The sequence below is a fragment of the Micromonospora sp. BL1 genome, assembly GCF_003667485.1.
GTDB lineage: Bacteria > Actinomycetota > Actinomycetes > Mycobacteriales > Micromonosporaceae > Micromonospora > Micromonospora tulbaghiae.
This window is the reverse complement of record NZ_RCVK01000297.1, coordinates 1-19,339: the sequence shown is the minus strand read 5'-3', so window position 1 is coordinate 19,339 and position 19,339 is coordinate 1. Positions and strand designations below refer to the sequence as shown.

Below are 19,339 nucleotides of genomic sequence, written 5' to 3'. Positions count from 1 at the left end.
GGAGGTGGGTATGGGCATTCGGGTTGCTGTTGCCGGGGCGAGTGGATACGCCGGGGGCGAACTGCTGCGCCTGCTCGCCGGTCACCCCGAGTTCGAGCTGATCGCCGCCACCGCGCACAGCCAGGCCGGTCAGCCCGTCACCGCCGTACACCCGCACCTCGCCGGCCTCGACCTGGTGTTCGCCGCCACCGAACCGGCGACCCTGGCCGACGCGGACCTGGTCTTCCTGGCCCTGCCGCACGGGCAGTCCGCGGCGCTCGCCGCGGCTCTGCCCGCCACGGTCAAGGTGGTCGACCTCGGCGCGGACCACCGGCTGCGCGACGCCGGCGCCTGGTCCCGCTACTACGGCGGGGAGCACGCCGGCGCCTGGACCTACGGGCTGCCCGAACTGCCCGGCCGGCGGGCCGAGATCGCCGCCGCGTCGCGGGTCGCCAGCACCGGCTGCTACGCGGTGGCGACCACGCTGGCACTCGCCCCGCTGATCGCCGCCGGCGCGGTACGCCCCGACGACGTGGTGGTGGTCGCCGCCTCCGGCACCTCCGGCGCCGGCCGGGCCGCCAAGGCCCACCTGCTCGGCAGCGAGGTGATGGGCGACCTGACGCCCTACAAGGTGGGCGCGCACCAGCACGTGCCGGAGATCAAGCAGGCCACCGGCGCGACCGGCCTCTCCTTCACCCCGGTGCTCGCGCCGATGCCCCGGGGCATCCTGGCCACAGTCACCGCCGTGCCCACCGGCGACGCCGACCCGCGCGCGGTGCTGGCCGCCGCGTACGCCGACGCGCCGTTCGTGCACGTGCTGCCCGAGGGGGCGTGGCCGCACACCGCCGCGACCGCCGGCTCGAACTCCTGCCACCTCCAGGCGACTGTGGACGTCGACTCGGGGCGGGTGATCGTGGTCAGCGCGATCGACAACCTCGGCAAGGGCGCGGCCGGTCAGGCCGTGCAGAACGCCAACCTGATGGTGGGTCTCCCGGAGACCACCGGTCTGTCCGTGTTTGGAGTGGCCCCGTGAGCGTCACCGTCCCCCGAGGGTTCCGCGCCGCAGGTGTCGCGGCCGGACTGAAGTCCTCCGGCGCCGCCGACGTCGCCCTCGTGATCAACGACGGCCCGGACGCCGGTGTGGCCGGTGTGTTCACCGCCAACCGGGTCAAGGCCGCGCCGGTGCTGTGGAGCCAGCAGGTCGTGCACGGCGGCGTCGTGCGCGCCGTGGTGCTCAACTCCGGCGGCGCGAACGCCTGCACCGGACCGGCCGGCTTCCAGGACACCCACGCCACCGCCGAGCACACCGCCGCCGCGATCACCGCGGCGAACGCCCGGCTCATCGTCGGCGCGGGCGAGGTCGCGGTCTGCTCGACCGGCCTGATCGGCGAGCGGCTGCCGATGGACAAGCTGCTTCCCGGCGTACGCGAGGCGGTGCGCGGCCTGTCCCGCGACGGCGGCCCGGCCGCGGCCGAAGCGATCATGACCACCGACACCCGGCCCAAGACGACCGTGGCGCAGGGTACGGGCTGGACCGTCGGCGGCATGGCCAAGGGCGCGGGCATGCTCGCCCCGGCCATGGCCACCATGCTCTGCGTGCTCACCACCGACGCGGTGGCCGGGCCGGACGCCCTGGACGCCGCGCTGCGCGCCGCCACCCGGATCACGTTCGACCGGATCGACTCCGACGGCTGCATGTCCACCAACGACACGGTGCTGCTGCTGGCCAGCGGCGCCTCCGGCATCGAACCGACCGCCGAGGAGCTGACCGCCGCGGTCACCGCCGCCTGCCACGACCTGGCCCAGCAGCTCCTGGCCGACGCCGAGGGCGCGACCAAGGAGGTCGCGATCGAGGTGGTCGGCGCGGCGAGCGAGGACGACGCGGTCGAGGTGGGCCGCACGGTGGCCCGCAACAACCTGGTGAAGACCGCGCTGTTCGGCAACGACCCGAACTGGGGCCGGATCCTCGCCGCGGTCGGCACCACCGCGGCCGTGTTCGAACCGGACGCCGTGGACGTCGCGGTCAACGGCATCTGGGTGTGCCGGGGCGGCGCCGCCGCCGAGGACCGCGCCAAGGTGGACCTCACCGGTCGCGGCGTGACGGTCCGCATCGACCTGCACGCCGGCGCCGACGCCGCCACCATCTGGACCAACGACCTTTCGCACGCGTACGTCCACGAGAACTCGGCTTACTCCACATGAATCTTTCCGCTGACCTCACCCGGGCACAGGCCAAGGCCGCCACCCTGATCGAGGCGCTGCCCTGGCTGGCCCGTTTCTCCGGCGCCACGGTCGTGGTCAAGTACGGCGGCAACGCCATGGTCGACCCCGAACTCCAGCGGGCGTTCGCCGCCGACATGGTGTTCCTGCGCTACGCCGGCCTGAAGCCGGTCGTGGTGCACGGCGGCGGTCCGCAGATCTCCGCCATGCTCGGCCGCCTCGGCATCGCCAGCGAGTTCCGCGGCGGCCTGCGGGTCACCACCCCGGAGGCGATGGACGTGGTCCGGATGGTCCTGGTCGGTCAGGTCGGCCGGGAACTGGTCGGGCTGATCAACGCGCACGGCCCGTACGCGGTCGGCCTCTCCGGTGAGGACGCCGGGCTGTTCACCGCCGTGCGCCGTCCCGCGTACGTGGACGGGGAACCGGTCGACGTGGGCCAGGTCGGCGACGTGGAGTCGGTGAACGTCTCGGCGGTGACCGACCTGATCGAGGCCGGCCGGATCCCGGTCATCTCGACAGTCGCGCCGGACGCCGACGGGGTGCTGCACAACCTCAACGCGGACACCGCCGCCGCCGCGCTCGCCGTGGCGCTGGACGCCCGCAAGCTCGTCGTGCTGACCGACGTGCCGGGCCTGTACGCCGACTGGCCGGACACGTCCAGCCTGGTCAGCGAGATCACCGCGGACGACCTGGCGAAGCTGCTGCCGTCCCTGGAGTCGGGCATGGTCCCGAAGATGGAGGCCTGCCTGCGGGCGGTGCGCGGGGGAGTACCGGCCGCGCACGTCGTCGACGGCCGAGTCGCCCACTCCACGCTGCTGGAAGTGTTCACGTCGGAGGGCTTCGGAACCATGGTGATCGAGTCATGAGCACGCTGGTGCAGCGGTGGAACGCCACCATGATGGACAACTACGGCACGCCGCCGCTGGCGCTCGTCTCCGGCTCCGGCGCCGTCGTGGTCGACGAGACCGGCCGGGAGTACGTCGACCTGCTCGGCGGCATCGCCGTCAACGCGCTCGGCCACGCCCACCCGGCGGTGGTGGCCGCCGTCAGCAAGCAGGTCGCGACGCTCGGGCACGTGTCCAACCTGTTCGTCGCCGAGCCGCCGGTGGCGCTGGCCGAGCTGCTGCTGGCGCTGGCCGGCCGCCCCGGCCGGGTGTTCTTCGCCAACTCCGGCGCGGAGGCCAACGAGGCCGCGTTCAAGCTGTCCCGGCTCACCGGCCGCCGGCACGTGGTCGCCACCCACGGCGGCTTCCACGGCCGGACCATGGGCGCGCTGGCGCTGACCGGGCAGCCCGCCAAGGCCGACCCGTTCCGCCCGCTGCCCGGCGACGTGACCCACGTGCCGTTCGGCGACGCCGACGCGCTGGCCGAGGCCGTCACCGACGACACCGCCATGCTGATCATCGAGCCGATCCAGGGCGAGAACGGCGTGGTCGTCCCGCCGCCCGGCTACCTGGCCGCGGCCCGGCGGATCACCGCCGCGCACGGCGCGCTGCTGGTGCTCGACGAGGTGCAGACCGGCGTCGGCCGCACCGGTCACTGGTTCGCCCACCAGGCCGAGGGCGTCGAGCCGGACGTGATCACGCTCGCCAAGGGCCTCGGCGGCGGGCTGCCGCTGGGCGCCTGCCTGGCCTTCGGCCGGGCCGCCGACCTGCTCACTCCCGGATCGCACGGCACCACGTTCGGCGGCAACCCGATCAGCTGCGCCGCCGCGCTCGCCGTCGTCTCCACGATCGCCCACGAGGGCCTGCTCGACCACGTCAAGCGCGTCGGCGAGCGGCTGCGGCGCGGCGTCGAGGCGCTCGGGCACCCGCTGGTCCGCGAGGTGCGCGGCGCCGGGCTGCTGCTCGGCATCGTGCTCGACCAACCGGTCTCCGCCGCGGCCGCGGCGGCGCTGCGCGAGGCGGGCTTCCTGGTCAACCCGGTGCAGCCGGACGTGGTCCGGCTCGCCCCGCCGCTGATCCTCACCGCGGCGCAGGCCGACGCGTTCCTCGCCGCGCTGCCGGCCGCGCTGTCCGCCGCCGTTCCCACCGGCACCGCCGCGGCCGCCGAGGCCGCCGCGCCGGGCCTTCCCGCCGCCGCGACCGCCGGCACCGCCGCGACCGACGCCACGACCCCGACGGAGGCTCCCGCATGATCCGCCACTTCCTGCGCGACGACGACCTCACGCCCGCCGAGCAGGCCGCCGTGCTCGACCTCGCCGCCCGGATGAAGGCCGACCGGTACGGGCACCAGCCGCTGGCCGGGCCTAAGTCGGTGGCGGTGCTGTTCGACAAGCAGAGCCTGCGTACCCGGATCTCGTTCGACGTGGGCATCGCCGAGCTGGGCGGGCACCCGCTCGTGGTGGACACCCAGGTCACCCACTTCGGTCGGGGCGAGACGCTCGGCGACGCCGGCCGGGTGCTGTCCCGCTACGTCGCCGCGATCGTGCTGCGCACCCACGGCGACGACCGGATCGCCGAGGTCGCCGCGCACGCCACGGTGCCGGTGGTCAACGCGCTCACCGACACGTACCACCCCTGCCAGCTGCTGGCCGACCTGCTCACCGTGCGGGAACGCTTCGGCGGCACCGCCGGGCGGATCCTCACGTACGTGGGCGACGCGGCGAACAACATGGCCCACTCGTACCTGCTGGCCGGCGCGACCGCCGGGATGCACGTGCGGATCGCCGGGCCGGACGGGTTCCAGCCGGACCCGGAGATCGTGGCCCGCGCCGAGAAGATCGCCGCCACCACCGGCGGTTCGGTGCAGCTGTTCACCGACCCGGCCGAGGCGGTACGCGGCGCGCACGTGATCGCCACCGACACGTGGACGTCGATGGGGCAGGAGGGCGACGGGCTGGACCGGATCACCCCGTTCCTGCCGTACCAGGTCAACGCCGAGCTGCTCGGCCGCGCCGACGCCGACGTGATCGTGCTGCACTGCCTGCCCGCCCACCGCGGCGAGGAGATCACCGACGAGGCGCTCGACGGCCCGCACAGCGCGGTGTTCGACCAGGCGGAGAATCGGCTGCACGCCCAGAAGGCGCTGCTGACGTTTCTCCTGGAGGAATCCGCATGACCGCTCCGCTGACCCGCGCCGCGCGGCACGCCCGCATCGTCGAGCTGATCCGCGACACCCCCATCCACTCGCAGACCGAGCTGGCCGACCTGCTCGCCGGGGACGGCATCCAGGTCACCCAGGCCACGCTGTCGCGCGACCTGAAGGAACTGGGAGCGGTGACCGCGCGGGGCGGCGACGGGCGGGGCGTCTACCTGATCCCGGAGGACGGGCACCGGCCGCTGCGCGACGCCGAGGGCGCGCCGGCCCGGCTGGTCCGGTTGCTGCGTGAGCTGCTCAACGGTGTCGACTCCAGCGGCAACATCGCGGTGCTGCGCACCCCGCCGGGTGCGGCGCAGTACCTCGCCAGCGCGCTGGACCGGGCCGGCCTGTCCGAGATCGTCGGCACCATCGCCGGCGACGACACCATCCTCGTCGTGGCCCGCGAGGCCGACGGTGGGGCCGCGCTGGGTGAGCGGCTCGCCGCCTGGGCCCGCCGCGACGACACAGCCGAAGGGGGCACCTCGTGACCGAGCGGGTCGTGCTGGCGTACTCCGGGGGCCTGGACACCTCGGTCGCCATCCCGTACCTGGCCGAGCGGACCGGCGCGGAGGTCGTCGCGGTCGCTGTCGACGTCGGCCAGGGCGGCGAGGACATGACAGTGATCCGGCAGCGCGCGCTCGACTGTGGCGCCGTCGAGTCCGAGGTGGTCGACGCCCGCGACGAGTTCGCCGCCGACTACTGCCTGCCGGCGATCCGGGCCAACGCCCTCTACATGGACCGCTACCCGCTGGTGTCCGCGCTGTCCCGGCCGCTGATCGTCAAGCACCTGGTCGCGGCGGCGCGTGCCCACGGCGGCACGATCGTGTCGCACGGCTGCACCGGCAAGGGCAACGACCAGGTCCGGTTCGAGGTCGGCCTGGCCGCGCTCGCGCCCGACCTGAAGGTCGTCGCCCCGGCCCGGGACTTCGCCTGGACCCGGGACAAGGCCATCGCGTTCGCCGAGGAGAGGGGCCTGCCGATCGACGTGTCGGCGAAGTCGCCGTACTCGATCGACCAGAACCTGTGGGGCCGGGCCGTGGAGACGGGTTTCCTGGAGGACATCTGGAACGCCCCGGTCGAGGACCTCTACGCGTACACCGAGGACCCGGCCTCGGAACGCGACCCGGACGACGTGGTGATCACGTTCGACGGCGGTGTCCCGGTCGCGATCGACGGCGAGACGGTCACCCCGTACCAGGCGATCCGGGAGCTGAACCGGCGGGCCGGGGCGCACGGCGTGGGCCGGCTGGACATGGTCGAGGACCGGCTGGTCGGCATCAAGAGCCGCGAGGTGTACGAGGCGCCCGGCGCGCTCGCCCTGATCACCGCCCACCAGGAGCTGGAGGCGGTGACAGTCGAGCGGGATCTCGCCCGGTTCAAGCGCGGCGTCGACCAGCGCTGGGGAGAGCTGGTCTACGACGGGCTCTGGTTCTCGCCGCTGAAGCGGTCGCTGGACGCGTTCATCGACGACGCCCAGCGGCACGTCACGGGTGAGGTACGGCTGCGCCTGCACGGCGGCCGGGCGGCGGTGACCGGCCGGCGCTCGGAGGCGAGCCTCTACGACTTCGGCCTGGCCACCTACGACACCGGCGACACGTTCGACCAGTCGCTGGCGAAGGGATTCGTGCAACTGTGGGGACTGCCCAGCAAGATGGCCGCGCAACGGGACGCCCGGATGGGAGGGGCCTGATGGGGGGCACCACAATGGGTGGGGTGGACGACAAGAGCCTGACCGAGAACAGCGCCCCCGCCAACCGGACGAGCCTCTGGGGCGGCCGGTTCGCCGGCGGTCCCGCCGAGGCGCTCGCGCGGCTGTCGGTGAGCGTCCAGTTCGACTGGCGCCTCGCCCCGTACGACATCGCCGGTTCCCGCGCGCACGCCCGGGTCCTCGCCGGCGCCGGCCTGCTCGACCCGGACGAACTGGGCCGGATGCTGGCCGCGCTGGACGACCTGGAGGCGGCGTGCGCCTCCGGCGCGTTCCGCCCGACAGTCGACGACGAGGACGTGCACACCGCGCTGGAGCGCGGCCTGCTGGAACGCCTCGGCAGCCTCGGCGGCAAGCTGCGCGCCGGCCGGTCCCGCAACGACCAGGTCGCCACCGACCTGCGGCTCTACCTGCGCGACCACGCCCGCGGCGTGGCGGCCCGGCTGGTCGAGCTGGCCGAGGCCCTGGTGGAGCAGGCGGAGCGGCACGTGGACACCGCCGCGCCGGGCATGACCCACCTGCAGCACGCCCAGCCGGTGACGTTCGGGCACTGGCTGCTGGCTCACGTGCAGCCGCTGCTGCGCGACCTGGAACGGATGCGCGACTGGGACGAGCGGACCGCGATCAGCCCGCTCGGCGCGGGCGCGCTGGCCGGCTCGGGGCTGCCGCTGGACCCGGTGGCGGTCGCCAAGGAGCTGGGTTTCCGCACCTCGTTCGCCAACTCGATGGACGCGGTCGCGGACCGCGACTTCGTCGCCGAGTTCCTGTTCGTCACTGCCATGATCGGCGTGCACCTGTCCCGCCTCGGCGAGGAGGTGGTGCTCTGGACGTCGCAGGAGTTCGGCTGGGTCGAGCTGGACGACGCCTTCGCCACCGGCTCGTCGATCATGCCGCAGAAGAAGAACGCGGACATCGCCGAGCTGGCCCGGGGCAAGTCCGGCCGGCTGGTCGGCGGCCTGATGAGCGTGCTCACCATGCTCAAGGGCCTGCCCATGACGTACGACCGGGACATGCAGGAGGACAAGGAGCCGGCGTTCGACGCGGTCGACACGCTGGAGCTGCTGCTGCCCGCGCTGGCCGGAATGATCTCCACGATGACGGTCCGGGTGGACCGGCTGGTCGCGAGCGCCCCGTCGGGCTTCTCGCTCGCCACCGAGGTCGCCGACTGGCTGGTCCGGCGCAACGTGCCGTTCCGCGACGCGCACGAGATCACCGGCAAGCTGGTGGCGCTCTGCGCGGCCCGCGACTGCGCACTGGACGAGGTGTCCGACGCCGACCTGGCCGCGGTCAGCGAGCACCTGGACCCGTCGGTACGCGACGTGCTCTCGGTGCGCTCGGCGCTGGCCGCCCGCATCACGCCCGGCTCCACCGGCCCCGGTCCGGTCGCCGACCAGCTCGCCGCCGCGGCGGACAAGCTGACCGGCTGGCGCGAGTGGGCCGCCGAGCGGGTCGTCCCCCGCTGACCTTCACGGCTGCGCGCAGATCTTGGTACGGAACGGGCCCCTGTGTGGGCGCCTCCGTACCAGGATCTGCGGGCCGCGCTTCCCGGTCAGCCGGTGGGCCGCTCGCGTTTGGGCAGCTTCGCGACCACCGCGTCGTACGAACCGTCGACCGCTTCGATCAGCTCGTCGTCGGGGATGCCGCCGGAGAGCCGCAGCGTGTTCCAGCCCGACCGGCCGATGTAGGGGGAGGGGCGCGCGTCGTCGGGGAACCGGTGCAGCCACTCGTCGGCCACCTCCCGGGACGGCCCGCACTTCACCCCGAGCCGCGCCTCACCCTCCGGGGAGCCGAGGAACGCGAAGATCCGGCTGCCCACCTTCACCACCTCGTCGCCCTCCCACGGCCGGTCGAGCCAGGCTCCCGGCTTGGCCAGGCAGTAGGCCAGCATCTCCTCGCGCGTCATCGCGTCCTCCCGTGCCGTCGTCCGGCACAGTCTCGCCCGCCGCTGTGACAGCCCGCGTCGCCCGGCCGCCGGTCAGTCGCCGGTGCCGGTGCGGACGGTGAGCCGCTCGTAGCGCTGCCGGGCCGCCTGGGCGCTGCCCAGCCCCAGCCCGAAGGCGATCGCCTGCCAGGTCATGCCCCGGCCGCGGGCCACCTGCAACAGGCCGGCCTCCAGCGCGTCCACCTCGGCCCGCACGTGCGGGATCAGCGTCAGCGCGGCCATCAGGTCGGCCTGGTCGACGGGCTCCTCGCCCTCGTCCAGCTCGGCGCCACCGGCGAGCGCCATCACCAGCGTGGCCGCCTCGTAGGCGTCGGGCACGTCGGGGTGGGCATAACGCCTGCGGCGGGAGTTGGTGCCGGCGTGCCGCTCGGCGATCCGCAGCAGCGCCGCGTAGTTGCGGTGGGCCCGGGCCTGGGCAGCATCCGGAGCGGTGAACGGGTCGTTGTCCACGGTGACCATGCCGTCCATCCCACACCTAAGAATGGCCTGTTGTCAACACCCTGTTGAAAGTCATTCGTGCAAAGGGTCGTGCGCTCAGGGCGTGGTGAGAAGACGGCGCGTCATGCCACCACAGACGCGCCGCGGGGTGTTCCGGGTTGCCCGGAACGGCCGATTCAGGCCGGTGAGTTCCGCACCGGGGCCGTCGGGCCGGGCCGACGGCGTGGGACGTGCCGCCGGTAGACGCTGACGCTCGGCTCGTCCGCCAGCCAGAACCGCCACGGCAGGTCGTGCGCGGCGGCCACCCCGACTCGCGGCCCGGCGACGATCCGTGCCGGGTCGACCGGGTTCGCCGGTGGCGTCAGCAGCAGCGGGCCGCTGCCGTCGATCGCCGAGGTGCCGTTCGCCTCCCGCCCGAGCCCGAGCGCGGTGACCAGCCGGGCCGGTCCGCGGGCCAGCTCCCGGTCGGTGGCGCGCGGCCGGCGTTCGCGGGCGATCTCGACGCCGTCGACCACCTCGCCCGCGCGCAGCAGCACCGCCGCCGCCTCGCCGTCGCGACCGCAGACGATGTTGGCGCACCAGTGCATGCCGAACACGAAGTACACGTACACGTGCCCGGCGGGCCCGAACATGACTCTGTTGCGCGGCGTCGGCCCGCGGTGGGCGTGCGACGCCGGGTCCTCGCCGGTGCCCGCGTACGCCTCGACCTCGGTGAGCCGGACGGTGACGCCGCCGGCCGACACGGTCCAGCCGAGCAGCGTCCGCGCGGTGTCGGCGATCCGGGCGGCCGATGCGTCGAGCCAGGGGTACGTCATCGCGGCAAGGGTAGTCGGTGGGTGGCGCGTGATCCGGGCCACGCCGGGGTGGGCAGCCACCGGAATAGTTGACTCGTCAAATATGTTGTGAGGAGCGATCCCGGGCGACCGGTCCGGACCCCACGCGAGGAGCTGGTCATGCAGTTCGGAGTCTTCACCGTCGGTGACGTCACCGTCGACCCCACGAACGGGCGGCTGCCGTCCGAGCGTGAGCGGATCAAGGCCATGACCGCCATCGCGCTCAAGGCCGAGGAGGTCGGCCTGGACGTCTTCGCCACCGGCGAGCACCACAACCCGCCGTTCGTGCCGTCGTCGCCGACCACCATGCTCGGCTGGATCGCCGCGCGCACCGAACGGCTGCTGCTGTCGACCTCGACCACGCTGATCACCACGAACGACCCGGTGAAGATCGCCGAGGACTACGCGATGCTCCAGCACCTGGCCGACGGCCGGGTGGACCTGATGATGGGCCGCGGCAACACCGGCCCGGTCTACCCGTGGTTCGGGCAGGACATCCGCAACGGCATCCCGCTGGCCATCGAGAACTACGACCTGCTGCACCGGCTGTGGCGCGAGGACGTGGTCGACTGGAAGGGCCGCTTCCGTACGCCGTTGCAGTCGTTCACCTCGACCCCGCGCCCGCTCGACGGCGTGCCGCCGTTCGTCTGGCACGGCTCGATCCGCAGCCCGGAGATCGCCGAGCAGGCCGCGTACTACGGTGACGGCTTCTTCGCCAACCACATCTTCTGGCCGAAGGAGCACACGCAGCGGATGGTCGGCCTCTATCGGGAGCGGTTCGCGCACTACGGCCACGGCTCGCCGGACCAGGCGATCGTCGGCCTCGGCGGGCAGGTGTTCATGCGCCGCAACTCCCAGGACGCGGTACGCGAGTTCCGCCCCTACTTCGACAACGCCCCCGTCTACGGGCACGGCCCGTCGCTGGAGGAGTTCACCCGCGAGACGCCGCTGACAGTGGGCAGCCCGCAGCAGGTCATCGACCGGACGCTGGGCTTCCGCGAGTACGTCGGCGACTACCAGCGACAGCTGTTCCTCATGGACCACGCCGGACTGCCGCTGAAGACCGTGCTGGAGCAGCTCGACCTGCTGGGCGAGGAGGTGGTGCCGGTGCTGCGCAAGGAGTTCGACTCGATGCGTCCCCCGCACGTGCCCGAGGCGCCCACCCACGCGAGCCTGCTGGCCGCCCGCGACGCCGCCCCGGCCGCCGGGGAGCAGCGATGACCGGCCGTACCCTGGCGGTCGTCTCGGCCGGTCTCGGCCAGCCGTCGTCCACCCGCCTGCTCGCCGACCAGCTCGCCGCGGCCGCCCGCGACGAGCTGGCCGGCCGCGGCGCGACGGTGGAACTGCGCGTGGTCGAACTGCGCGAGCACGCCCACGACGTGGTGAACCACCTGCTCACCGGCTTCGCACCGGCCGCGCTGCGGCGCACGCTCGACGAGGTGGCCGCCGCCGACGGGCTGATCGCGGTGACGCCGATCTTCAACGCGTCGTACAACGGGCTGTTCAAGTCGTTCTTCGACGTGGTCGACCGGGACGCGCTGGCCGGCAAGCCGGTGCTGCTCGGGGCGACCGGCGGCACCGCCCGGCACTCGCTGGCGCTGGAGCACGCGGTCCGGCCCATGTTCACGTACCTGCGGGCGGCGACACTGCCCACGGCGGTGTTCGCCGCGCCGGAGGACTGGGCCGGCGACGACGGCGACAGCGCGCTGCGGTCCCGGATCCGCCGGGCCGGGGCCGAACTGGCCGAGCAGGTGGACCGCCGTCCGCCCGCGACCGGCCCGGCCGACCCGTTCGCGCTCACCACCGACTTCGCCGACCTGCTCGCCGGCCGCGACCCGTCCTGACGCCTGGCGGACCGGACCGGCTGGCCGCGCGGGGCGTCAGTCGTCGGCCGGCTCGGGCCGGTGGGCGACGAGCACCGGGCAGTGGGAGTGCTGCACCAGCGCCTGGCTGACCGAGCCGAGCAGCAGCCCGGCGAAGCCGCCCCGGCCCCGGGAACCGACCACCACGAGCGCCGCCTCGCCGCTGGCCTCCCGGAGCGCCGTCTCCGGCGAGGCGGCGGTCACGGCACGCTCCGTCACGCGCAGGCCCGGGTGCGCCGCCCGGACCCGGGCCGCGGCCTCGGCCAGCAGCCCGGCCGCCTCGGCCTGCTCGGCGGTGGACGCCTCCGCCGCGACCTCCGGCGCCACCGCGCCGCGTTCCGGCGAGCGGACGTGCATCAGCACCAGCTCCGCGTCGCGCCGCTCGGCCTCGTCCGCCGCCAGCTCGATCGCGTACGCGGCCGAGTCGGAACCGTCCACGCCGACCAGCACCGGACCGTCCACCGGGATCGGTTGCTCCTCGGGCCGGACGATCAGCACCGGGCAGTGCCCATGCTGCGCGAGCTGCCCGCTGACCGAGCCGAGCAGCAGGCCGGCGAAACCGCCCACGCCCCGGCTGCCCACCACGACCAGCTCGGCGCGGCGGGACTCCTCGACCATCGTGGCGCCCGGACCGCCGGCGACCTGGCGCACCTGCACCCGCAGGCCCGGGTGCCGCTCGGCCAGGTCGGCGGCGACCGACTCCAGCATCTTCTCCGACTCCGCGGTGGGCGCCGGCACCCCCAGGTCGTACGGGTTGAGCGGCACGCCGTAGCCCAGTGGGTGCAGGTAGCCGTGCACCAGCAGCAGCGGCCGGGAACGGGCGACGGCGGTCGCGGCGGCCAGGTCGGCGGCGGCCAGGCTGGACGGCGATCCGTCCACTCCCACCACGACGGGTCGGTTCATCAGGTGCTTTCCCTCCGGTCGGCTCAGGCCATTGTGGCGCTGCCGGCCCCGTCCGGGCCGGGGAACCGGCTCAGTGGGTCCGGCCGCCCCGGTGCCGGACGACGGCCAGCGGGCTGTGGCAGTGGTGCAGCACGGCGTGGCTGACCGAGCCGAGCAGCAGCGCACCGAGGCTACCGCGACCGTGCGCGCCGACCACCGTCAGCTGCGCGCCGACGGACTCCTCGACGAGCACCCGGGACGGCGTGGCGGCGGCGACCAGCTTCGGCCGTACCGTGACCTCCGGGTAGCGCTCGGCCCAGCCGGCGACCGCCTCGGCCAGCACCCGCTGCTCGTCGGCGCGCAGCTCCTGCGGGTCGTACGCCAGCGGCACGACGTCGCCGAACGCCTCCCGGTAGGTCACCGGCTGCGGGTAGAGCCAGGTGTGCACCACGACCAGTTCGGCGCCGCGCGCCGCGGCCTCGGCGAACGCGAACCCGACCGCCTCGTCGGACAGCGCGGAGCCGTCCACGCCGACCACCACCGGACCGTCGGCGCGGGCCTCACCACGGGCGACGAGCACCGGGCAGTCCGCGCGGGCGGAGAGCTGCACCGCGGCGGAGCCGACCAGCAGTTCGGCGAAGCCGCCGAGTCCCCGGTGACCCAGCACGAGCAGCGCGGCGTCGCGGCTCTCCCGCAGCAGCACCGCGACCGGCCCGCCGTCGACCACCGCCCCGGTCACCGCCAGGTCCGCGTCGACCTTGCGGGCCTCGTCCACCGCCTCCTCGACCAGCTTCTCGGCCTCCTGGCGCAGCTCGACGTCGGGCAGCACCGGGGCGACCATGCCCAGCGGCGTGCCGACCAGCGGCCAGAGGAACGCGTTCACCACCCGCAGCGGCCGGTGCCGCAGCACCGCCTCGCGTGCGGCCAGCCGTACCGCGTCCAGCGCGGACGGGGAGCCGTCCACACCCACCACGACGGGGGCACCGGTTCTGTCGGTCATCACGTCCTCCTTCGGTTCCCCCTCAGCCTGCGCCGACGGCTCCCACCCGGGCAGAGTCGATCCGCCCGGCCCGGCCGGGACCATCGGCCCCTACCGGCCGGGACGACGGCGGGGTGAAATGGAACCAGTGCTCCCTCCTGTCGACCCTGGAGGCGCGATGACCCCGCTGGAGATGCTCCGCGTCCACCCCTTCCTGGCCGGGCTGCCCGACGAGTGGCTGCCCCGGCTCACCGGCTACGCCCGCCCGGTGGTCTGGCATCCCGGGCACCGGCTGTTCCGCGCCGGCCAGCAGGCCGACCGCTTCTGGCTGGTCCGCGGCGGCCAGGTGGCGCTCGACTTCCCGGTGCCGGGTCGCGGCGACGTGGGCATCGAGACGATCGGGCCGGGCGGGGTGCTCGGCTGGTCCTGGCTGTTCCCGCCGTACCGCTGGCAGTTCGGCGCGGTCGCCACCCAGCGCAGCACCGCGGTCGAACTCGACGCCGACGGGGTACGCCGGCTGATGGAGTCCGACGACACGCTCGGCCGTCAGCTCACCACCCGGTTCATGAGCGTGGTGGTCGACCGGCTCCAGGCGTCCCGGGTGCGGCTGCTCGACCTCTACGGCTACCCGACGGCGGCGGCGAGCTAGGGCTCAGCGGTCGCGGACGACCAGCTCGTCCACCTCGAGGCGGCCGATGCGCAGTTCGCGGATCACCGCGCGGCGCACGGCGAGCCGGCCGATCACGAGCGAGCCCACCGCCACGGCGCCGAGCGCGAACGCGCCGAAGGCGATCGCGCCGATCGCGGTCGCACCCAGGGCTCGTGCACCTGTCGCGCCCGCGCCGGTGGCCTGCGCGCCGACGGCCCGCGCCCCGGTGGCCTGCGCGCCGCTCGCGCCCAGGGCGCGGATACGTGCGGTCGGAAGCAGGTTCGGCATGCCCCGATCGTAGTGCGCCGCGGCCGGACCGGTCAGGTGACGGTGAGGCCGCGGGCGGCGAACTGCCCGCGTACCCGGGTCAGCAGGTCGGCGTCCGGCGGCTCGGTGCCGGCCAGCGGGAAGGTCAACCCCAGCTCGGCGTACTTGTGCGCGCCGAGCCGGTGGAACGGCAGCACCTCGACGCGCTGCACCGTGGCCAGCCCGGCGGCGACGTCGGCCACCCGTTCCACCTCGTCGACCGCGTCGGTCAGGCCGGGCACCAGCACGTACCGGATCCAGATCGGCGTACCCCGGTCGGCCAGCCGTTGCGCGAAGCGCAGCGTCGGCGCGAGCCGGCCGGTGCCGGTGACCCGGCGGTACGTCTGCGGGTTGCCCGCCTTGACGTCGAGCAGCACCAGGTCGGTGGCGTCCAGCAGCGCGTCGTCGGCGCGGACGCCGAGGAAGCCGGAGGTGTCCAGCGCGGTGTGCAGGCCGAGGTCGTGGCAGCGGCGCAGCAGCTCGCCGGTGAACGCCGGCTGCAGCAGCGGCTCCCCGCCGCTCACGGTGACGCCGCCGCCCGCGACCTGGATGAACCGGCGGTACCGGGTGGCGAGCGTGACCATCTCGTCCACCGTCCGGCGCCGGCCGCTGCGGCCGTACCAGGTGTCCGGGCTGTGGCAGTAGCGGCAGCGCAGCGGGCAGCCGGCCAGGAAGACCACGAACCGGGTGCCCGGCCCGTCCACCCCGACCGAGGTGTCCCACGAGTGCACCGCGCCGGTGACGGCACCCGGCGCCGCCGGAGTCACCTCCGGCGGCGCGGGCGGGCGGCCGTTCACAGCGACCCGTGGAAGGTCCGCGACACCACGTCGCGCTGCTGCTCCGGCGTGAGCCGGACGAAGTTCACCGCGTACCCGGAGACCCGGACGGTGAGCTGCGGGTACCGCTCCGGGTGCGCCATCGCGTCCAGCAGCGTGGCCCGGTCCAGCACGTTGACGTTGAGGTGGAACCCGCCGGCGTCGGCGTAGCCGTCGAGCACCCCGGCCAGGTTCGCGATCCGCTCGTCGCGGGTGTGGCCCAGGCCGTCCGGCGTGACGGTGCCGGTCAGCGAGATGCCGTCGCGGGCCGCGTCGTACGGCAGCTTCGCCACCGACAGCGCCGAGGCGACCAGGCCGTGCGTGTCGCGCCCGTTCATCGGGTTCGCCCCCGGCGCGAACGGCTCACCGGCGCGCCGGCCGTCCGGCGTGTTGCCGGTGTGCTTGCCGTACACGACGTTCGAGGTGATGGTGAGCACCGACATGGTCAGCTCCGCGTCGCGGTACGTGCGCTGCCGGCGCAGCTTCTCCGCGAACGTCTCGACCAGCCACACCGCGATCTCGTCGGCCCGGTCGTCGTCGTTGCCGTACGTCGGGAACTCGCCCTCGACCGCGTAGTCGACGGCCTGGCCGGTGGCGTCGCGCAGCACCTTCACCCGGCCGTACCGGATGGCCGACAGGCTGTCCACGGCGACCGACAATCCGGCGATGCCGGTGGCCATGAACCGGCGCACCGGGTGGTCGTGCAGCGCCATCTCCAGCCGCTCGTACGCGTACCTGTCGTGCTGGTGGTGGATCACGTTCAGCGCGTCGACGTACGTCTGCGCGAGCCAGTCCAGCGTCCGGTCGTACGCGGCCAGCACCTCGTCGTAGTCGAGCGTCTCGCCGCCCACCGGTGCGGCCGGCGGTGCCACCTGCGCGCCGGTCAGCTCGTCCCGGCCGCCGTTGATCGCGTACAGCAGCGCCTTCGCCAGGTTCGCGCGGGCGCCGAAGAACTGCATGTCCCGGCCGACCCGCATGGCGGACACGCAGCAGGCGATCGCGGTGTCGTCGTCGTACGCCGGGCGGATCAGCTCGTCGTTCTCGTACTGGATGGCGCTGGTGTCCAGCGACACCTGGGCGCAGAACCGCTTGAACCCCTCGGGCAGGCGCGGCGACCAGAGCACCGTGAGGTTCGGCTCCGGCGCCGGGCCGAGGTTGTAGAGCGTCTGGAGGTAGCGGAACGCGGTGCGGGTGACCAGCGGCCGGCCGTCCGCGCCCATCCCGCCGAGCGACTCGGTGACCCAGGTGGGGTCGCCGGAGAACAGCTGGTCGTACTCGGGGGTGCGCAGGAAGCGGATGATCCGCAGCTTGATCACGAAGTCGTCGATCAGCTCCTGTGCGCCGCTCTCGTCCAGCCGCCCCTCGGCGATGTCCCGCCGCAGGTACGCGTCGACGAACCCGGCGGTGCGGCCGAGCGACATCGCGGCGCCGTTCTGCTCCTTCGTGGCGGCCAGGTAGGCGAAGTAGAGCCACTGGATCGCCTGCGCGCCGGTGGCCGCCGGGCGGGAGATGTCGAAGCCGTACGAGGCGGCCATCTCCCTCAGCTCACCGAGCGCGCGGATCTGCTCGGCCAGTTCCTCCCGGTCGCGGATCACGTCGTCGGTGCTGCGCCGGTCGTCCAGCGCCGCCTTGAGCGCGCGACGCTCCTCGACCAGCCGGTCCACGCCGTACAGCGCCACCCGGCGGTAGTCGCCGATGATCCGCCCGCGCCCGTACGCGTCGGGCAGCCCGGTGATGACGTGCGAGCGCCGCGCCGCCAGCACGTTCGCCGGGTACGCGTCGAACACCGCGTCGTTGTGCGTGCGCCGGTACCGGGTGAAGATCTCGTGCACGCGCGGGTCCGGTTCGCGCCCGTACGCGCGCAGCGCCGTCTCCACCATCCGCAGCCCGCCGGCCGGCATGATCGCCCGCCGCAGCGGCGCGTCGGTCTGCAACCCGACGATCAGCTCCCGCTCCCGGTCGATGTAGCCCGGGGCGTGCGAGGTGATCGTCGACGGGGTGGCCGCGTCGACGTCGTACACGCCGCGCCGCCGCTCCTCGCCGAACATCTCCCGCAGCCGGTCCCACACGGCGAGCGTGCGCGGCGTCGGCCCGGTGAGGAACGACGCGTCCCCGGTGTACGGCTCGTGGTTGTGGCGGACGAAGTCGGCCACGTCGACTGTCTCCTGCCACGCTCCGGCGTGGAATCCGCGCCAGGGGGCCAGGGGTTCGGTGGCGGTCATGTCGGTCCCTCTCCGGGCGTCGGCGGTGGCCCGGTCCCCGCGGGGTGCGGGGACCGGGGGCGGGGGTCAGGGCTGGAGCACGAGCCGGGCGGCGACCCGGCCGGCGAGGACGTCGTCCACCGCGTCGTTGATCTCGTCGAGCTTGCGGGTCTCGTAGACGACCCGGGTGCGGCCGGCGGCGTGCAGCGCGAAGACCTCGGCCAGGTCGGCGCGGGTGCCGACGATCGAGCCGAGCACCGTGATGCCCTTGAGCACCGTCTCGAAGACGGGCAGGGTGATCGCGTTGTCGGCGGGCAGCGACACCAGCACCAGCCGGCCGCCGCGGCGCAGCGAGCGGTGGGCCTGCTCGATCACCCGAGGGCTCGCGGCCAGCACGATCGCCACGTCCACGCCGCCCAGCGCGGTGATCCGCTCGACCGGGTCGGTGGTGGCGGCGTCGACGGTGTGCGCCGCGCCCAGCGACGTGGCCAGCTCCAGCTTCTCGGCGGTCACGTCCACCGCGACCGTCTCGGCGCCGAAGATCTGCGCGTACTGCTGCGCGAGGTGGCCCAGGCCGCCGATGCCGAAGATCGCCACCCGCTCGCCCGGCCGCACCCCGGCGACCTTGACGGCCTTGTACGTGGTGACGCCCGCGCAGGTCAGCGGCGCGGCCTCGAACGGGTCCACCCCGTCGGGCACGCGGACCGCGTAGCGGGCCGAGGCCACCGCGTACTCGGCGTGCGCGCCGTCGATGCTGTAGCCGGTGTTGCGCTGCGACTCGCACAGCGTCTCCCAGCCGGTCACGCAGTACGAGCAGGTGCCGCAGGCCCAGCCGAGCCAGGGCAGCGCGACCCGGTCGCCGACGGCGTGTTCGGTGACGCCGGGGCCGACCTGCTCGACCAGGCCGACGCCCTCGTGTCCGGGGACGAACGGCGGGGCAGGCTTCACCGGCCACTCGCCGCGGGCGGCGTGGATGTCGGTGTGGCAGAGTCCGCTGGCTTCGATGCGGACCAGGATCTCGCCCGGGCCGGCCTCCGGCACGGGACGCTCGGTGATCTCCATCGGACGGTCGAACGCGGTGACGACACTGGCGCGCATCGGGGGCCTCCCTCGGTCTCGTTCTCACCCTCAGCGTCGTCGGTCCGGGCGCTGCGGGGCAGGGGCGCAGGACCGCGGTGACCCGGGACCAACGGCCCATCCCGGGCGGAGGAACGGCGGTACGGCCGCCGGTGACGTGCCGGCGGCCGTACCCCGGTGGTGGTCAGCGGTCGACGACCAGGCGGCGGGCCCGCAGCACGCGCGCCCACCAGGGCCGGTGGTCCGGGCGCAGCCGCGGCGCCGGCACGCCGCGCAGGCTGACCCAGCCGCCCGGCCCCATGGTGACGGTGCCGACCGACGGCGGTCGGCGCCGCGACCACACCGCGACGGCGGCGGTGAGCGCCGCGAC

General features: G+C 74.2%; 20 protein-coding genes and 1 pseudogene. 11 read left to right on the top strand and 10 right to left on the bottom strand.

Annotation, left to right across the window (positions count from 1 at the left end; genetic code table 11):
• Positions 1 to 10: 10 nt before the first annotated feature.
• Genes argC through argH form a run of 8 tightly spaced genes read left to right on the top strand, consistent with a single transcriptional unit; the run spans position 11 to position 8,448 of the window.
• Positions 11 to 1,012, top strand: a complete 1,002-nt coding sequence (gene argC, locus EAD96_RS22340; protein WP_121685668.1) for an N-acetyl-gamma-glutamyl-phosphate reductase — start codon at positions 11 to 13, stop codon at positions 1,010 to 1,012.
• A complete protein-coding gene (gene argJ, locus EAD96_RS22335; protein ID WP_121685667.1) occupies positions 1,009 to 2,181 on the top strand; it encodes a bifunctional glutamate N-acetyltransferase/amino-acid acetyltransferase ArgJ in 1,173 nt (390 codons plus the stop codon). The genes argC and argJ overlap by 4 nt, the downstream gene beginning before the upstream one ends.
• Positions 2,178 to 3,065, top strand: a complete 888-nt coding sequence (argB, locus tag EAD96_RS22330; protein ID WP_120570481.1) for an acetylglutamate kinase — start codon at positions 2,178 to 2,180, stop codon at positions 3,063 to 3,065. Before argJ ends, argB begins: the two co-directional genes overlap by 4 nt.
• The gene (locus EAD96_RS22325) at positions 3,062 to 4,336 is read left to right on the top strand and encodes an acetylornithine transaminase (RefSeq protein WP_121685666.1); all 1,275 of its coding nucleotides are present in this window, start codon (positions 3,062 to 3,064) and stop codon (positions 4,334 to 4,336) included. Before argB ends, EAD96_RS22325 begins: the two co-directional genes overlap by 4 nt.
• Positions 4,333 to 5,259, top strand: coding sequence for an ornithine carbamoyltransferase (gene argF / locus EAD96_RS22320; protein ID WP_121685665.1), 927 nt, complete (start codon positions 4,333 to 4,335; stop codon positions 5,257 to 5,259). The genes EAD96_RS22325 and argF overlap by 4 nt, the downstream gene beginning before the upstream one ends.
• A complete protein-coding gene (locus tag EAD96_RS22315) occupies positions 5,256 to 5,768 on the top strand; it encodes an arginine repressor (RefSeq protein ID WP_013474917.1) in 513 nt (170 codons plus the stop codon). The genes argF and EAD96_RS22315 overlap by 4 nt, the downstream gene beginning before the upstream one ends.
• Entirely contained in the window at positions 5,765 to 6,970 is a 1,206-nt protein-coding gene (locus EAD96_RS22310; protein WP_121685664.1) for an argininosuccinate synthase, read from the top strand. The genes EAD96_RS22315 and EAD96_RS22310 overlap by 4 nt, the downstream gene beginning before the upstream one ends.
• Positions 6,971 to 6,984: 14 nt before the next feature.
• The gene (argH, locus tag EAD96_RS22305) at positions 6,985 to 8,448 is read left to right on the top strand and encodes an argininosuccinate lyase (protein ID WP_030271078.1); all 1,464 of its coding nucleotides are present in this window, start codon (positions 6,985 to 6,987) and stop codon (positions 8,446 to 8,448) included.
• A gap of 86 nt (positions 8,449 to 8,534) precedes the next feature.
• On the opposite strand, the gene EAD96_RS22300 is transcribed toward argH, so the two are convergent.
• The 3 genes from EAD96_RS22300 to EAD96_RS22290 all read right to left on the bottom strand — a co-directional run bounded on the left by EAD96_RS22300 (position 8,535) and on the right by EAD96_RS22290 (position 10,180).
• On the bottom strand, positions 8,535 to 8,888 hold the full coding sequence (locus EAD96_RS22300; protein WP_120570476.1) for an MmcQ/YjbR family DNA-binding protein: 354 nt from the start codon (positions 8,886 to 8,888) through the stop codon (positions 8,535 to 8,537).
• A gap of 72 nt (positions 8,889 to 8,960) precedes the next feature.
• Positions 8,961 to 9,395 carry a hypothetical protein gene (locus tag EAD96_RS22295; protein ID WP_030271080.1) on the bottom strand — a complete coding sequence of 145 codons (435 nt, stop codon included), beginning with the start codon at positions 9,393 to 9,395 and terminating at the stop codon, positions 8,961 to 8,963.
• 146 nt (positions 9,396 to 9,541) lie between these two features.
• Entirely contained in the window at positions 9,542 to 10,180 is a 639-nt protein-coding gene (locus EAD96_RS22290) for a DNA-3-methyladenine glycosylase (RefSeq protein ID WP_121685663.1), read from the bottom strand.
• Positions 10,181 to 10,318: 138 nt separating this feature from the next.
• On the opposite strand from EAD96_RS22290, the gene EAD96_RS22285 reads away from it, so the two are divergent.
• Complete coding sequence (locus EAD96_RS22285; protein ID WP_121685662.1) at positions 10,319 to 11,419, top strand: LLM class flavin-dependent oxidoreductase; 1,101 nt, start codon at positions 10,319 to 10,321, stop codon at positions 11,417 to 11,419.
• On the top strand, positions 11,416 to 12,042 hold the full coding sequence (locus tag EAD96_RS22280; protein ID WP_120570473.1) for a CE1759 family FMN reductase: 627 nt from the start codon (positions 11,416 to 11,418) through the stop codon (positions 12,040 to 12,042). The genes EAD96_RS22285 and EAD96_RS22280 overlap by 4 nt, the downstream gene beginning before the upstream one ends.
• Before the next feature lie 36 nt (positions 12,043 to 12,078).
• Here EAD96_RS22280 and EAD96_RS22275 read toward each other — a convergent pair whose 3' ends face one another.
• Positions 12,079 to 12,963, bottom strand: a complete 885-nt coding sequence (locus EAD96_RS22275) for a universal stress protein (protein WP_121685661.1) — start codon at positions 12,961 to 12,963, stop codon at positions 12,079 to 12,081.
• Between the two features lie 70 nt (positions 12,964 to 13,033).
• Positions 13,034 to 13,942 (bottom strand): universal stress protein, encoded by a 909-nt coding sequence (locus tag EAD96_RS22270; RefSeq protein ID WP_121685660.1) that lies wholly within the window; start codon positions 13,940 to 13,942, stop codon positions 13,034 to 13,036.
• A gap of 157 nt (positions 13,943 to 14,099) precedes the next feature.
• On the opposite strand from EAD96_RS22270, the gene EAD96_RS22265 reads away from it, so the two are divergent.
• Positions 14,100 to 14,570, top strand: coding sequence for a cyclic nucleotide-binding domain-containing protein (locus EAD96_RS22265; RefSeq protein WP_120570470.1), 471 nt, complete (start codon positions 14,100 to 14,102; stop codon positions 14,568 to 14,570).
• Positions 14,571 to 14,573: 3 nt separating this feature from the next.
• On the opposite strand, the gene EAD96_RS22260 is transcribed toward EAD96_RS22265, so the two are convergent.
• The 5 genes and pseudogenes from EAD96_RS22260 to EAD96_RS22240 all read right to left on the bottom strand — a co-directional run.
• On the bottom strand, positions 14,574 to 14,858 hold the full coding sequence (locus EAD96_RS22260) for a hypothetical protein (RefSeq protein WP_121685659.1): 285 nt from the start codon (positions 14,856 to 14,858) through the stop codon (positions 14,574 to 14,576).
• Between the two features lie 32 nt (positions 14,859 to 14,890).
• Entirely contained in the window at positions 14,891 to 15,673 is a 783-nt protein-coding gene (pflA, locus tag EAD96_RS22255) for a pyruvate formate-lyase-activating protein (RefSeq protein ID WP_121685658.1), read from the bottom strand.
• Positions 15,670 to 17,913 carry a formate C-acetyltransferase gene (gene pflB, locus EAD96_RS22250; RefSeq protein WP_121685657.1) on the bottom strand — a complete coding sequence of 748 codons (2,244 nt, stop codon included), beginning with the start codon at positions 17,911 to 17,913 and terminating at the stop codon, positions 15,670 to 15,672. The genes pflA and pflB overlap by 4 nt, the downstream gene beginning before the upstream one ends.
• Before the next feature lie 66 nt (positions 17,914 to 17,979).
• Positions 17,980 to 18,990 carry an alcohol dehydrogenase AdhP gene (adhP, locus tag EAD96_RS22245; RefSeq protein ID WP_121685656.1) on the bottom strand — a complete coding sequence of 337 codons (1,011 nt, stop codon included), beginning with the start codon at positions 18,988 to 18,990 and terminating at the stop codon, positions 17,980 to 17,982.
• 163 nt (positions 18,991 to 19,153) lie between these two features.
• Positions 19,154 to 19,339 (bottom strand): annotated as a pseudogene (locus EAD96_RS22240) (hypothetical protein); the annotation flags it as partial.